Below are 15,783 nucleotides of genomic sequence, written 5' to 3' on the forward strand. Positions count from 1 at the left end.
CCTACTGTTACCGCAGCGACTCTAGCACCTCTGGCGTAAAAGGGTTTTTGCCCTGCTCTAGAGCCTTAATCCACTCCTGGCGCTGGGCTTTCTTTTCTTCGTCTTGAGTCCATTCGATGAAGACTTTGAAGTCTGCAATGGCCCCTTGGGTGTCGCCAACAAGGGCACGAGCTAAGCCACGGCTATTAATAATGTTGCCGTCTTCTGGCGCAAGGGCAACAGCTTTTTCACAGGCGAACATAATGGCTTCTGCCTGGCTATAGGTGCTGCCATCCCAGCAAAGCGCGTTCCAATCATTGGTTGAAATGCTATCTTTCGAAGCTATGGCTTCGGCTTGGCGATAGGCTGATAGCGCTTCTGAAACATTGCCTGCGCTAATATACCGGTTGCCTTGATCCAGATACTCGCGTGCTTTTAGGTCGAAATCTAAACCAGAATCTAGCTGTTTGGCTTCAGCAAACTTAGCCGTTGCATCAGACATTTGCCCTGCCTGAGCTAAATCTTCTGCCGCGCTGATTAGGGTCTGAGCTTGGGCCAAGTTTTGTAATTTAGTTTTGGGGTCAATGTCAAGGTTGCTATCCCACTCTATGGCTTGCTCGAATAACTCTCTAGCTCGTTTAATGCTGCCGTTACGGGCTAGTTTTTCGCCCTGTGTCACTAGCATGGGTGCTGCCGCCGCTTTTAACGACGGGTCGCTGTCCTGGCAGGTTTCTAGTTCCATAAGTAACTCTGGAGATTGCTTTACAAAATACGTTCCTAGCCATTTACAGCCTTTAGATATCAAATTATCTAGCTGAAAGTCCCACAGTTTCACAGTATTGTCTTCGCTAGCTGTAGCGATAGTCTTGCCATCTGGGCTAAAAGCTACACCCCGAACTGCACTACTGTGGCCCTGGAGGGTTTGAAGCTCCTCTCCCTGACGGCTCCACAGCTTAACTATGTTGTCCTGACTGGCAGTGGCGATAGTCTCGCCATCTGGGCTAAAAGCAAGGTACAAGACCGGAGCGATGTGACCTTGATAAGTTTCTAACTCCTTGCCATCTTTGCTCCATAGCTTCACGGTGTTGTCCCCGCTGGCAGTAGCGATAGTTTTGCCATCTGGGCTAAAAGCTACGCTATTGACCCAATCAGCGTGGCCGTGGAGAGTTTGTAACTTCTTGCCATCTTTGCTCCATAGCTTCACGGTGTTGTCCGCACTGGCAGTAGCGATAGTCACGCCGTCTGGGCTAAAGGCCACCGCCCAGAGACTATCACTATGGCCTTTGAGAGTTTGTAACTCCTCCCCCTGCCGGTTCCATAGTTTGGCGGCATGGTCATTACTGGCGGTAATAATGACCTCGCCATCAGGGCTAAAGGCTACTGCATTAACACCAGCGGTGTGGCCATTGAGGGTTTGTAGTTCCTCTCCCTTGAGGTTCCATAACCTCACACTTTGGTCATCACTGGTGGTGACAATAGTTGCACCGTTGGGGCTAAAAGCTACGCTATTGACCCAATCAGTGTGGCCTCTGAGGGTTTGCAACTCCTCCCCCTGTCGGTTCCATAACTTGACGCTCTGGTCATTACTGCCAGTGGTAATAGTCTCACCATTGGGGCTAAAGGCTACGCTATTGACCCAATCGGTGTGGCCTCTGAGGGTTTGCAACTCCTCCCCTTGCCACTCCCATAACTTGGCAGTCTGGTCTGTACTGGCAGTGGCAATCGTTTTGCCATCTGAACTAAAAGTTACTGCAGTAACTCCAGCAGTATGGCCCTTAAGGGTTTGTAGGTTATCACCCTTGAGGTTCCACAGCTTTACGCTTTGGTCATAACTGGTGGTGGCAATAGTCGTGCCGTCGGGGCTAAAGGCTACGCTATTGACCCAATCGGTGTGGCCTCTGAGGGTTTGCAATTCCTCTCCGTTTCTGTTCCACAATTTAATGCTCTGGTCATGACTGGCGGTGGCAAGGGTCTCGCTGTCGGGGCTAAAGGCCACACTTCCAACACCAGCGCTATGGCCATTGAGGGTTTGTAACTCCTCCCCCTGTCGGTTCCATAACTTCACGCTCCGGTCTTTACTTGCAGTGGCAATCGTTTTGCCATCTGGGCTAAAAGCTACTGCCCAGACACTAGCGCTATGGCCATTGAGGGTTTGTAATTCCTCCCCCTGCCGGTTCCAGAGCTTGACGGTCTGGTCAGCACTGGCGGTGGCAATGGTCTCACCATCGGGGCTAAAGGCCACTGCCCAGACCCAATCGCTATGGCCATTGAGGGTTTGTAATTCTTCCCCCTGCCGGTTCCACAGCTTGATGCTCTGGTCAACACTGGCAGTAGCAATGGTCTCTCCGTCGGGGCTAAAGGCCACATTTAAGATCCAATCGCTGTGGCCAATCAAGCGATCGCGTTCTTTAACCCCGTACATCACTTCACGAATTGAAGAAATGGCGCGAAAACGAGCACTAGGTTTTAGCCGATAGGCCTTTTTACTCTTTAAAGCCTGCCCGGTCTGCATGGCCTTTGTTACAGCCTGCTGCTCTAAGCCTGACTCTAAATAGTTTTCCATCGCTAAGCTATCGGCTAAAAACTGGGCGTTGACTTCGCCAGTCAATGCTTTTTGCTGCTGCACCCAAGCCCAAATGCCTGACCCGATCGCCAACACCAGCAGACCCGAAAGGCCTCCCACCGTCAGCCGCTGTCGATGGTTCGCCCGCTCTTGGGCTTGAGTTGCTTCTTCACGACTTGCGGCAATGTAGTCTGCCTGCAACTCCGTGGGTCTGGGGTCTTTGCCAGCGCTGGCCTGGAGCAGCCATTGCTCCGCCCGGTTTAGCTCACTGCCCCGCAGCAGCAGGCTGTCATCTCGGTGGCTCTGTGCCCACTCGATCGCCCGTACCTCCAACCGGGTGTGGTTTTTCTTATGCTCCAGGTCGGTGTCGATCGCCTCTACCAGAGTGGCAAAAGCCGCGTCAAAATCATCCTCAGCTTGAAAGCTAATCCACTGGTGTTGACTCAGCCGGGGGTGACTATCTTCCCGAGCAAAATCTTTGCGACGCAGCACGGGTATCAGCCGTTTGCCGTGTTGAAGGGCGTGGTCAATCTCTTTGCGGCAGTATTTCGACGCGATCGAGTCTTGGCTGATGACAAAAATAAACGTGTGGGCCGCTTCGATGCCCGCTTCAATTTCTTTCCACCACTCGGTGGTGGGAGCAATGTCTTGCCAGTCTACCCAGGTGTCGTACTGGCTGGCCCGCAGGGCATCGTAGAGCACCTGCACAAACTCTTTGTCGCGGCGCGAGTAGGAAATAAAAACATCGGCCATGGCAGGCAGGCGGGTGGGGGATACAGGTCAGGATAGCGATCGCTGAATGGATTGCTTTGATTATTAAGGGTGTTGCAGGAATTAGAACCACCTTGGCGGGTAGTGGTGTGCGGGCTCTGTTCAAGAATTGTTAGCTTTTTTAGGGATTGATCACGGTTCGGACATCTTGAGGGAGGCTTCTGCAAGGATAGAGAGTGTAGAGGCTCAAAATCACCCCATACACCTCGGCCCAGGCCAGACATGGAGCTCTGCCTGGCGAAAGCTACAGATTCCGAGCTGGGCTTGGTAGGGCGCAAAAAATTTATGCCGATTCTGGGGTTGGCTAGGAGAGTTAGGTCATGGCCCGAGCACCCGTTTCACCTCTACATTCGCACTCTGGGCGATCGCGCTTTTTGCGGGGCATTCCCCTGCGGCTGTTACTGGTTGTGCCCTTTGCGACGCAGATTTTTGCGGCGGTGGGGTTGACCGGCTGGCTCTCGCTGCGCAATGGCCAGCAGGCGGTCAACGAGGTGGCCAGCCAGCTGCGGAGCGAAATTAGCAATCGCATCGACCAGCAGCTCACCGTCTACTTCGATATTCCCCACACGGTTAACGCCATTAGCGTCGATGCCATTGGCCGCTTCGACCTGTGGAACCCGCAGGACATGAGCGCCCTACGCAGCTATTTTCTCTGGCAGCTACAGCAGTTTCCGGCGGTGAGCTACATCAGCTTTGGGGGTGAGCAGACCGAGTATGCCGGGGCGGGTCGCAAGGCCGATGGCACCCTGGTGATCGAGATTACCGACGCTTCCACCAACTTTGTCAACACTATTGCAGTGGTAGATGGGGCTGGCAACCCCACCGGTGCGATCGAAACCTACCCCGACTACGACCCCCGGGTGCGCCCCTGGTATGTCAATGCCAAGGCGGCGGGAGAGCCCGTGTGGAACGATATCTACCAGTACTTTATCGAGGCCAATCTGGGCATTTCCACCAGCCGCCCCTACGTGGATGCGACCGGGACATTTCGCGGCGTGGTGAGCACCGACATGTATCTGATCGGCATTAGCGAATTTTTAGACAATCTCAGCATTGGCACCACGGGGGAGACCTATATCGTCGATCGCACGGGTTTGATCGTCGCTTCGTCTACCGATGAAGCTCCCTTTATCACGGGGGCAGATGGCAAAGCCACCGAACGTCTGCGCGCCAGCGATAGCCAGGTGCCGCTCATTAGGGAAACCAGCCGCTTTTTAGCGGATAAATACGGCGATTTAGCCCAAATTCGCACTCCCCAGCAGCTGGAGTTTCAGCTCAATGGGCAGCGGGAGTTTGTGCAGGTGGCCCCCTTTAACGACGGACGGGGGCTCGATTGGCTGATTGTGGTGGTGGTGCCCGAGGCCGACTTTATGGCCCAGATTCAAGCCAATACCCGCTCGACCATCGTGCTCTGTCTGCTGGCGCTGGCGATCGCCACGGGGCTGGGTCTGCTGACCTCCCAATGGATTGCCCGACCGATCATCCGGCTAAACCAGGCCAGCCAGGCGATCGCCAGCGGCGACCTCGACCAAACCACCGCAACTACCGGCGTGCGAGAGCTAGAGAGTTTGTCCCACTCCTTTAACCAGATGGCCTACCAGCTCAAAACCGCCTTCAGCGAGCTAGAGACCCGGGTTGCCGAGCGCACCGCCGAGCTGCAAGAGGCTAAAGCGGCGGCCGAGGTGGCCAACCAGGCCAAAAGCGACTTTCTCGCCAACATGAGCCACGAGCTGCGCACCCCCCTCAATGCCATTCTGGGCTTTACCCAGATGCTCAAGCGCCAGATCAACGGCAACCACGAGCAGCGCAACTACTTAAATATCATCAGTACCAGCGGTGAGCACCTGCTCAACCTGATCAACGATGTGCTCGACATGGCCAAAATCGAAGCCGGGCGCACCACCCTCACCCTAGAGAGCTTCGACCTCTACGGGCTGCTCGCCACCCTGGAGGATATGTTTCATCTGCGGGCAGAAACCAAGGGCCTGACGCTGGTGGTCAGTCACTCAGCGGCGGTACCGCAATACATTCGTTCCGACGAGCGCAAGCTGCGCCAGGTGCTGATTAACCTGTTGAGTAACGCGATCAAATTCACCACCACCGGCCAGGTCACCCTGACGATAGAACGGCCAGCAGTCGCCGCTGCAGCGCCAGACCCGGCTGAGGCAGGTTTCCCGCTGCGGCTTTTCTTTGCGGTCACCGATACCGGCTCAGGCATTGCCCCCGAGGAAATCGATCGCGTGTTTGAGCCCTTTGTGCAAACTCAAGCAGGCCTGCTGACTAGCCAGGGTACCGGGCTGGGGCTGACCATTAGCCACCAGTTTGTGCAGCTGCTGGGCGGTCAGTTGGCGGTGCAGAGCACCCTGGGCCAGGGGTCGCGGTTTTATTTTGACCTGCCGGTCGAGGTGGCCAGTGCCGCCGAGTTACCCCAACGGTTGCCCATACGCCGGGTCATAGGGCTTGAGCCAGGGCAGCCGATCTACCGCATTTTAGTGGTGGACGATCGCTGGGAAAATCGGCAGCTGGTGGTGCGCATTATGGGTCTGCTGGGCTACGAAACTCAGGAAGCCGAGGACGGCACGGAGGCGATCGCCTGGTGGCAAACCTGGCACCCCGATCTGATCTGGATGGACATGCGCATGCCTGGCCTGGACGGCTACGAGGCCACCCGCCAGATTCGTGCCCTAGAGGCGGCCCAGCCAGGGCGGCCACCGACCAAAATTGTTGCCCTTACCGCCAGTGCCTACGAAGAAGAGCGAGCCCTGGTGCTGGCCGTGGGCTGCGACGACTTTGTGCGCAAGCCCTTTCGCGAAGACGAGTTATTTAGTAAGTTGGCCCAGCATCTGGGGGTGGTCTTTGTGTACGACACTCCAGCGCCCCTCGTCGAGCCCGCTGCCCTGCTGGCAGCGACCGACCTAGCCCTGCTGCCCGCCCCCTGGAAATCTCAGCTGCACCAGGCCGCCCAAACCCTGAATGCCCAACAGATGCTCGCGGTGATTGCCACCCTACCCCCAGAGCACAGCGCCCTGGTCCAACCCCTGCAGCAGTTGGTCCACAACTTTCGCTACGATATCCTGCTGGAGCTCACCCAGGATGGGGCTGAACCATGAATGCGCTAGATCCATCCATGTCCCATCCCACGGTGCTCATTGTCGACGACGTACCCGAAAATCTGCGGCTGCTGTCCGATACCCTGGCTCAGCAAGGCTACGGGGTACAGTGCGCCATTTCTGGAGCCCTGGCCCTGACCGGCGCTCGGGCCAATCCCCCCGACCTCATTTTGCTCGATATTAAAATGCCGCAGATGGATGGCTTTGAGGTCTGCCAGCGGTTTAAGGCCAGCCCCATCACCCGCGATATTCCGGTGATCTTTCTCAGCGCTTTGGATGACGCCTTCGACAAGGTGCGGGCCTTTCAGGCGGGCGGGGTTGACTACATCACCAAGCCCTTTCAGGTTGAAGAGGTGGTGGCGCGGGTAGAGCACCACCTGGCTTTGCAGCGGGCCAGGGTCGAAATTCTCAGTTTGAATGCCGAGTTGGAGCAGCGGGTGGCGGCGCGCACCCAGGCCCTCACCCAGCTCAACGCTGACCTTCAGGCCAGCGAGGCTCGCTTTCGCATTGTCGCCAACGCTGCCCCGGTGCTGATTTGGATGGCAGACGCCAAGGGCCACTGCCAGTTTGTCAATCAGCGCTGGCTAGAGTTTACCGGGCGCACCCTGGCCCACATGCAGCGCCACGGTTGGACCACGGTGCTCTACCCAGACGATCGGCCTCTGTGCCTGGAAACCTTTCAGCAGGCCTTTGCCCAGCACCAGCCCTTCACCCTGGAATATCGTCTGCAAACCGTCGGTCAAACCTACCGCTGGGTGCAGGGGACGGGGGTGCCGCTTTTTGACCTGGAGGGCGAGTTTACCGGCTTTATTGGGGCGGTGTCTGATATTCACGATCGCAAGCAGAGTGAAGCGCAGCTGATGCACAACGCTCTCCACGACAGCCTCACCGATTTGCCCAATCGGGCGCTGCTGATGGAGCGGTTAGAGCTGGCGCTGCACCGCAGCGATCGCTACACCGATCGGCATTTTGCCGTGCTGTTTCTCGATCTCGACCGCTTTAAGCTAATTAACGATGGCCTGGGCCACGGCGTGGGCGACCGGCTGCTGATTGAGATTGCGGCGCGCTTAGAGACCATCACTCGCCCAGTCGATCTGCTGGCGCGGCTGGGGGGCGACGAGTTTGTGCTGCTGCTCGAAGACATTGAGGGCATCCACGAGGCGGTGCAGGTGGCGATGCGCATTCTAGAGCAGATGCGATCGCCTTTTGTCATCGAGGGGCGCGAGGTAATCATTACCACCAGCATTGGCATTGTGCTTAGCTCATCTGCCTACCGCGAAGGGGCCGAGCTGCTGCGCGACGCCGATATCGCCATGTACCAGGCCAAACGCCAGGGCAAGGCCCGCTACGAAATTTTTAACCCCGGCATGCACCAGGCCGCCCTCAAGCAGCTCCAGCTCGAAAGCAACCTGAGCTGTGCCCTAGAGCAGCAGCAGTTTGAGCTCTACTACCAACCCATCGTCGATCTCAAAACCCAGACCCTGGCCGGGCTAGAAGCCCTGGTGCGCTGGTCGTACCCACCCCAGGGGCTGATTTCCCCCGATGAGTTTATTCCGGTGGCCGAAGAGACCGGGCTAATCGTTGCCCTCGGCCACTGGATTATGCAGGCCGCCTGCCGCCAGACTCGCCAGTGGCAGCAGCAGTTTGACCAGCCCGACCTGACGATCAGCGTCAATCTATCGGTCAAGCAGATCAAAGAGGCCAACTTTCTCGACCAGGTCGATCAGGTGCTGGCCACCACCGGGCTACCGGGCCGCAGCCTCACCTTTGAAATCACTGAAAGCATGCTGATTGACGATGTAGAAAGCGCCATTGCCCTGATGGATCAGCTTAAAGCCCGCGCCATCGATCTCGACATCGATGACTTTGGCACCGGCTACTCTTCCCTCAGCTACCTGAGCCGGTTCCCCATCCGCGCCCTCAAAATCGATCGCTCCTTTACTCAAGATTTGGCCACCAGCGCCGACATCGTGCGGGCCATCATTACCCTGGGTCACGCCCTCAAAACCACCATCATCGCCGAGGGCATCGAGACCGAGGCCCAGCTAGCCCAGCTCAGGGCCATGGGCTGTGACTACGGCCAGGGCTACTATCTGGGGCGGCCCCTGCCGGTGGCTGCCACTGAGCAGCTGCTGACCGGGTGGAGCGGCGATCGCAGTTACCCGTGCCCCCCTAGCGCCGCCGGGTAAACCCTAGCCAGGCCAGCGCCCCGCCAATGGAGATCACCATCGGCATAAACGCCATGGCTGCCCGATAGTGCACATCTTCGGTAGAGTCTAGGCTAATGCCATCGTAGATAATGCCCTTGTCGCCCACTGGCACTGTCCAGTAGTCGGCATGGCTGAGGTTGTCGGCATCTTCAATGGCCACCTCCCAGTCGCCCGGGATCGACTCATCGGGCACAAAGGCAAACCGCCCCTCGCTGTCGGTGGTGGTGGTCATCCAGGGCTGGTCGGGGTTGTTGGGGGCGTAGATGCTCACCGTTGCCCCGGCAAAGGGCTCCCCAGAGCTAAATAGAGACTGAAACTCTAGCTGGCGATCTAGGGTGTAGAAGGTCTCAACCTGGTGCGCCCACGCCTGGGCCGGAAACCCCACCAGGGCCAGAGCCATTACCAAAGCAAGGAGCAAGCGTTTCATAGAAATGCATTCCGTAATCTGTCTGTCGCCTATTGTAGCGAGAGATCGAGAGAGGCTGACCCAAGGCAACCGATATGGACTACCTAACCGAGCTGCGGCACTATCTAGACCCCGAGGGGCGGCTCAAAGAATGGCCCTCCAAACGCAACAGGGGCCGTTTTCAGCAGCTAGCGCTGGAGTATCTCACGACTAAGTTTGAGCCTGCCACCCGCTACCATGAGCGCGAGGTCAACGCCCTGCTCAACCAGCACCACACCTTTGGCGACCCGGCTCTGCTACGACGTGAAATGTTTGAGCGCGGCCTCGTTGATCGATTGCCCAACGGCTCGGCCTACTGGCTCAAAAACGAGCCGACTTCGGGAGAAACCCCATGCGGCTGACCTGGGTTAAGCTGCTGCACACCGTGGTATTTGTGGTGATGTTTGGGGCCATTCTCTACCTGCTCTACTGCGGCCTGGTCAATCACCTGACCCGTTGGACGGCTTTTGCCTTTGGGCTAATCTCTGTAGAAGTGATCATCTACGCTGGCAACGGCTTTCGCTGCCCCTTAAGAACTCTGGCCGAAGACCTCACCCCAGCGGGCCAGCCAGTGACTGACATCTACCTTCCCCCCTGGCTGTCGGCGCGGGTGGTGGCCATCTCTACCCCACTGCTTATTGTTGCCTGTGTATTGCTTGTAATCCGGCTGTTGTGGCCCTGACAGATGCGGGAGCGAAGCTTGATTGTGGCTTTGCCCCTGGCTCTGAGATGCCCAGGCAATGGCTCAAGAAATATTTTGTCTAACAATCGCGCTCAGTTTGGCAAACCCTGCTAGGCTAAATGTCTAATTTTGCAGGGTCGCCATCGGGTGAAGTCGTCGCCAGTGTTAGCACCATTTGAACTCATGTGGGCCTTGATCGGGCTGGTGCTCACCATTGTGGCCACCTGGATGGAGGCCTTTACCCTCAATGCACCCTGGGCCTGGGGCCAGTCGGGCATGGCGATTTTGTCTCTGGGGGTGAGCTTTCAGGTGGGGGCGGTGCTGCTGACCGGCTGCGTGGGGGGCAAAAATGCAGCGGCCCTGTCGCAGATTGCCTACCTGGTGCTGGGGCTGGCGCTATTTAGAGTCTTTGAGCTGCCGGTGTTTACCCAGGGCGGCGGGCTGAGCTACGTGCGCGAACCGGGCTTTGGCTATCTGCTGGGCTTTGTGCCCGCTGGGTGGGTGTGCGGCTACTTGGCCTTTCAGAACCCGCCCAAGCTAGAGCGGCTGGCTCTGAGTGGTCTCAGCGGGTTGGGCATTATCCACGCACTAGGGATTATTTACCTGACTCTCGCCTCCCTGCTAGGCTGGCTACAGACTGTGTCAGCTTCCTACTGGGAGCTGTTGCTGAGCTACTCGATTTTGCCGCTACCTGGGCAACTGGTGGTGGTCTGTGCAGTGGCGGTGCTGTCGCTGGTGCTGCGGCAGCTGTTGTTTTATTAGGCCCATGAGATTGCGCAATCGTTGGTTTTGGATCGCTGCTGGAGTTGGGCTTGCCCTCGATCAGCTGACTAAATTCTGGGTAGCCCAGACCTTTGAACTCACCACCCCGCCCGACTCGCTGCCGATCTGGCCGGGGGTGTTTTATTTTACCTACGTCACCAACAGCGGTGCGGCTTTTAGCCTGTTTAGCAACAACGGCGAATGGCTCAAATGGCTCTCGATGGCGGTGAGCTTGGGCCTGGTCGTGCTGGGGCTTAGGGCGCGACTGCCCAACCGCTGGGAAGAGGTGGGCTACGGCTTTATTCTCAGCGGAGCCTTGGGCAATGGCATCGATCGCCTCCTGGCCGGAGAGGTGATTGACTTCCTTGACTTTCGCCTGATTCGCTTTCCCATTTTTAACGTGGCCGATATCTGCATTAACATCGGCATTGTCTGCCTGCTGGTGGCGGCCCTGCGAGAGCCGGCTAAGCGGGGAGAGGCCTAGAGCAGCCTTCATTATGAAGAAACCCTAGCTTTTGCACCCCTGGGCGCTGGGACGTACCAGACCTTGCTACGACTGGATGGTGATGTGACTCAGTAGGTGACAGCGATTGACGGCATAGTTGGAATTGTGGTGCGGGCATCGGGTGGCCTGGGCCTGTTTTTGTTGGGCATGATTGTCATGACCGAGGGGCTGCGATCGCTGGCGGGCAACGCCATGCGCAGCGTGCTCATGCGGTTTACCCGCACTCCCCTGACTGGGGCTATTACCGGGGCTTTGACCACCGCCATTCTGCACTCTTCCAGCGCCGTTATCATGGCCACCATCGGCTTTGTCAGCGCCGGACTGATCACCTTCACCGCGTCCCTAGGGATCATCCTGGGAGCCAACGTGGGTGCCACGGCCACCGGTTGGATGGTAGCTCTGGTGGGGTTTCAGTTTCAGCTGGGGACGGCGGTTCTGCCTCTGATTTTCATGGGTGCCAGCCTGAAGCTCTTGGCCAAGGGCAAGACGGGCTACGTGGGCTATGCCCTGGCTGGGTTTGGCCTAATTTTTGTCGGCATTACCGCCCTCCAAGGGGCCATGGCCGGGCTGACAGCGTTGATCGACCCCGAGACCCTGCCCGCCCCCACATTTTTGGGGCGGCTGCAGCTGGTGGTGTTGGGAATGATCTTTACGGTCATCACTCAGTCGTCGACGGCGGGGGTGGCCACGGCGCTGACGGCGCTCTATGCCGGGGCCATTGGCTTTGAGCAGGCTGCTGCCCTGGTGATCGGCATGGATCTGGGCACCACTGTCAAAGCGGTGGTCGCCAGCCTCGATGGGTCGATCGATGCTAAGCGTACGGCTCTCTCCCACGTTCTCTACAACCTGTGGACCGGGACTCTGGCGCTCAGCCTGCTGTCGATCTATATCTGGCTGTGGAACCAGTTGGCCCCAGGGCGGCTGGTTGAAGAGTCGGGGCTGGCTCTGGTGATGTTTCATACCTCGTCTAATCTGCTGGGGGTGCTGACCATTTTGCCGGTCACCCAAGGGTTCGCCCGGCTGATCATTCGACTGCTGCCAGGCCAGGGGGCCGCCTACACCAACGGGCTGAGTGATGAACTGCTGAAACAGCCCGACCTGGCTCTCAACGCGGTGCAGGGGGCGATTCAATCGGAGCTGCTGGCGCTGCTGTGGCACTTGCGGGCTATTTTGGGCGACCCTGAGGGCCAGCGCATTGATCTAGCCGAGCTAGAAACCGCCATGGAAGAAACCTCTGCCTACCTGGATCAAATCCACCTGAGTGCTGACCAAGACCCCAGCTGGAACCGCCTGATCAACCTGGTGCACAGCCTCGATCACCTCCAGCGCCTGTTTGAGCGCTGCGAGGAAGAGGCCGATCGCGCCACCCTGGTCAATGCCACCGCTGAGCTGGCGGAAGAGCGGGCTTTGGTGTTGGAGGCGATCGCCGATGCGATCTACGCCCTGCCGCTCAACCAATGGGACAAAGCTGCTTATCAGACCGGTCAGGCGGCCCGCCAGGTGCACAAAAAAGTGCGTCCCTACCGCGAAGCCACCCTGGTTGAGGTGGCCAACGGCAGCCTCGATGTGGCCACCGGCACCGCTCGCCTGGGGGCGATTCGCTGGCTGCGTCGAGTGAGTAAGCACCTGGCCCGCATTCACCAGCATTTGCACCAAGCGATGATAGCGATCGGGAAAGAAGGGTAGGGGCGTGGTTTTGAATTCTGCTGACTAGAACTCGAAACCACGCCCCTGACAACGTATCTACTCCCCTACCGGAACTGCCTTCACCTTCCAGATATCGCGAGCGTACTCGGCGATCGTGCGATCGGCGGAGAATTTGCCGACTCGGGCGGTGTTGACGATCGCCATGCGAACCCAGCGATCGCGGTCTTCGTAGGTGCGGCTGACATGCTCTTGGCACTGCACATAGGCGGCGTAGTCGGCCATCACCATGTAGGGGTCATCCACCAGCAGCGAGTCGAGAATGGGCAAAAACAGATCAGAGTTTTCCGGGGAGAACAGACCGGAGGCGATCAAATCCAGCACTCGCTTGAGTTCGGGGTTGGTGTCGTAGTAGTACCAGGGGTTGTGACCCACGGCTTTACAAGCAGCCACCTGCTCGGTGGTGAGGCCAAACAGGAAGAAGTTGTCGGCCCCCACCTCTTCGCGGATTTCCACATTGGCGCCGTCGAGGGTGCCAATGGTGAGCGCCCCGTTGAGGGTAAACTTCATGTTGCCGGTGCCCGAGGCCTCCATGCCAGCGGTGGAGATTTGCTCTGACAGGTCAGAGGCCGGAAACAGCCGCTGGGCCTGGGAGACGTTGTAGTTGGGCAAAAACACCACCTTCAGCCGTCCGGCCACAATGGGGTCGTTGTTGACCACATCGGCGACGCCGTTGATCAGCTTCACCACCAGTTTGGCCATGGCGTAGCCCGGAGCTGCCTTGCCGCCAAAGATCACCGTGCGGGGCACGACGTGATCGCCGGGGTTTTGCACCATGCGGTTGTAGAGGGTGATCACGTGCAGCACATTCATCAGCTGGCGCTTGTACTCATGGATGCGCTTGATCTGCACATCAAACATCGAGTCGGGGTTCACCTCGATGCCGACAGCGTCGTGAATGTAGCGGGCTAAGGCCCACTTGTTTTCCTGCTTGATGGCCTGCCAGGCATGGCGAAATTCTTCGCTGTCGATGTGGGCTTCTAGATCCTTGAGATGGTCAAGGTTGGTAATCCAGCGATCGCCGATGGTTTCAGAGATCAGCTGGGCCAGGCGAGGGTTGCACTGCAACAGCCAGCGACGGGGGGTGATGCCGTTGGTCTTGTTGGTAAACTTGTCGGGCCACAGCTCGTAGAAATCTTTCAGCACCTCTTGCTTCAGCAGCTCGGTGTGCAGCGCGGCGACGCCATTGATAGCGTGGCTGCCCACGCAGGCCAGGTTGGCCATGCGCACCCGCCGCTCGCCGCCTTCTTCGATCAGCGAGAGGCGCTCTAGGCGATCGGGGTCGTTGGGGTAGCGCAGCTTCACCTGGTCGAGGAAGCGGTGATTGATTTCGTAGATTAGCTCTAGGTGGCGGGGCAGCAGCTGGCCAAACAGATCCACTGACCACTTCTCCAGCGCCTCGGGCATGAGGGTGTGGTTGGTGTAGCCAAAGGTGCGCTGGGTAATCTGCCAGGCGGTCTCCCACTCTAGATGGTGCTCATCGAGCAGCAGGCGCATCAGCTCAGCCACCCCAATGGCCGGGTGGGTGTCGTTGAGCTGAATGGCCGACGACTCGGCCAGCTTGGTCAGGTCGCCGTGGTCGCGCAGGTGCAGGCGAATGATGTCTTGCAGCGAGCAGGCCACAAAGAAATACTGCTGTTGTAGGCGCAGCTCTTTGCCCTGGCGGGTTTCGTCGTTGGGGTAGAGCACCTTGGTGATGTTCTCAGAGACCATCTTGTTGGCCACGGCCCCAAAGTAGTCGCCCGCGTTAAAGGCTCCCAGGTCAAAGGCTTCGCCAGCTTCGGCCTTCCACAGCCGCAGAATGTTGACATTCTCAGTGCCGTAGCCGGGCACCGGCACATCGTGGGGAATGCCAATCACCGTCTGGCCCGGAATCCACCGCACCTGGTAGTCATCGTCGCCGTCGTTTTTGTAGACCTCGGTGTGGCCGCCAAACTTGATTTCAACTCGGTAGTCGGGGCGGGCAATTTCCCAGGGGTTGCCGTAGCGGAGCCACTTGTCGGGCACCTCTACCTGGTGGCCCTGGCGAATCAGCTGGGTGAAAATACCAAACTCGTAGCGAATGCCGTAGCCCACCGCTGGCAGGTTGAGAGTGGTGAGCGAATCCATAAAGCAGGCGGCCAAACGGCCTAGGCCACCGTTGCCCAGGCCGGGCTCGGCCTCGTGCTCTAGCAGTTCATCTAGATCTAAGCCGCAGTCGGCCAGGGCGTGGCGCATAGTGTCGTAGAGGCCCAGATTAATCAGCCCATTGCCCAGCTGGCGACCCATCAAAAACTCTGCCGACAGGTAATAGACTGTCTTGGCCTGCTGGTCGGCGTAGACTTTGGCGGTGCGAATGCGCTTTTTGAGTAGCTGGTTGCGCACGCTGTGAGCCAAGGCCATGTAGTAGTCGTGGGCGCTGGCAAACTGCTCGTCTTTGCCCTGTACCCAGTGCAGATTGTTGACCAACGTCTGCTGTATTTGCTTGACCTGGGCTTCGGCATCTAAGGCAACATTGCCCTCAGCCTCTAGCGACAGCGGCATCGCTGTAACCGTGCTCGACTGGGGCAGATGAACAGATTGCTTAACCATAGAAATCCTTCAAGACTGTAATTACCGTACAAGAATTTGCTGGTAGCCCGTAGGCTCGAAGTAGAGGCCACATCGCCCTACCTCGGGCATAGTCAGACCATGCACTTTGCCAATGGAACATTAAATTGCCCATGACCCTGACACCAACAAACCCGAACCGGGACCAAATTAGTTACCCGTCAAGCCCCGACCAAACCATAAACCCACAAAAACTATACGCTCAGGCATTAACATATTGCCCCATTTTAACTGGCCGCAAATAAACCACTGTCGCAAAACCAACAAAGGGGCCTAGCAAAGCGCAGAAAGAACTCTAAAATCTGCCGACAGAAAGCCTGCTCAAGACCGCCAAGAAAGCGATAGAATGCCATCTGCGATCGCCGCCATGCACCGCTACACAGTGCATTTGCCCAATCCCGAAGAAAGTGTTAAGCGCAATAGTATGAAGAGGTGATTTCAAACCATTAAGTTATGTTAATTA

At 57.8% G+C, this 15,783-nt stretch carries 10 protein-coding genes; 7 read left to right on the plus strand and 3 right to left on the minus strand.

Annotation, left to right across the window (positions count from 1 at the left end; genetic code table 11):
- Positions 1 to 7: 7 nt before the first annotated feature.
- Entirely contained in the window at positions 8 to 3,295 is a 3,288-nt protein-coding gene (locus AC0QKW_RS19120; protein ID WP_473152680.1) for a WD40 domain-containing protein, read from the minus strand.
- 338 nt (positions 3,296 to 3,633) lie between these two features.
- Between AC0QKW_RS19120 and AC0QKW_RS19125 the strand changes: the two genes are divergently transcribed.
- Positions 3,634 to 6,423: a hybrid sensor histidine kinase/response regulator gene (locus AC0QKW_RS19125; RefSeq protein ID WP_473152681.1), complete on the plus strand. Its 2,790-nt coding sequence runs from the start codon at positions 3,634 to 3,636 to the stop codon at positions 6,421 to 6,423.
- Positions 6,420 to 8,612 carry a two-component system response regulator gene (locus tag AC0QKW_RS19130; RefSeq protein ID WP_473152682.1) on the plus strand — a complete coding sequence of 731 codons (2,193 nt, stop codon included), beginning with the start codon at positions 6,420 to 6,422 and terminating at the stop codon, positions 8,610 to 8,612. The genes AC0QKW_RS19125 and AC0QKW_RS19130 overlap by 4 nt, the downstream gene beginning before the upstream one ends.
- Here AC0QKW_RS19130 and AC0QKW_RS19135 read toward each other — a convergent pair.
- On the minus strand, positions 8,596 to 9,060 hold the full coding sequence (locus AC0QKW_RS19135) for a carboxypeptidase-like regulatory domain-containing protein (RefSeq protein ID WP_473152683.1): 465 nt from the start codon (positions 9,058 to 9,060) through the stop codon (positions 8,596 to 8,598). The genes AC0QKW_RS19130 and AC0QKW_RS19135 overlap by 17 nt on opposite strands.
- Before the next feature lie 74 nt (positions 9,061 to 9,134).
- Between AC0QKW_RS19135 and AC0QKW_RS19140 the strand changes: the two genes are divergently transcribed.
- From AC0QKW_RS19140 to AC0QKW_RS19160, 5 genes are all read left to right on the plus strand, one after another.
- A complete protein-coding gene (locus AC0QKW_RS19140; protein ID WP_473152684.1) occupies positions 9,135 to 9,440 on the plus strand; it encodes a DUF2087 domain-containing protein in 306 nt (101 codons plus the stop codon).
- Positions 9,431 to 9,760, plus strand: coding sequence for a hypothetical protein (locus tag AC0QKW_RS19145; protein WP_473152685.1), 330 nt, complete (start codon positions 9,431 to 9,433; stop codon positions 9,758 to 9,760). The genes AC0QKW_RS19140 and AC0QKW_RS19145 overlap by 10 nt, the downstream gene beginning before the upstream one ends.
- A 183-nt stretch (positions 9,761 to 9,943) precedes the next feature.
- Complete coding sequence (locus AC0QKW_RS19150; protein WP_473152686.1) at positions 9,944 to 10,522, plus strand: biotin transporter BioY; 579 nt, start codon at positions 9,944 to 9,946, stop codon at positions 10,520 to 10,522.
- Positions 10,523 to 10,526: 4 nt separating this feature from the next.
- Entirely contained in the window at positions 10,527 to 11,006 is a 480-nt protein-coding gene (gene lspA / locus AC0QKW_RS19155; protein ID WP_473152687.1) for a signal peptidase II, read from the plus strand.
- A gap of 96 nt (positions 11,007 to 11,102) precedes the next feature.
- Complete coding sequence (locus tag AC0QKW_RS19160; RefSeq protein WP_473152688.1) at positions 11,103 to 12,713, plus strand: Na/Pi cotransporter family protein; 1,611 nt, start codon at positions 11,103 to 11,105, stop codon at positions 12,711 to 12,713.
- Positions 12,714 to 12,770: 57 nt separating this feature from the next.
- Here AC0QKW_RS19160 and AC0QKW_RS19165 read toward each other — a convergent pair whose 3' ends face one another.
- Positions 12,771 to 15,302, minus strand: a complete 2,532-nt coding sequence (locus AC0QKW_RS19165; protein WP_473152689.1) for a glycogen/starch/alpha-glucan phosphorylase — start codon at positions 15,300 to 15,302, stop codon at positions 12,771 to 12,773.
- Positions 15,303 to 15,783 lie beyond the last annotated feature (481 nt).

This window comes from Pseudanabaena sp. PCC 9330 (genome assembly GCF_055795045.1).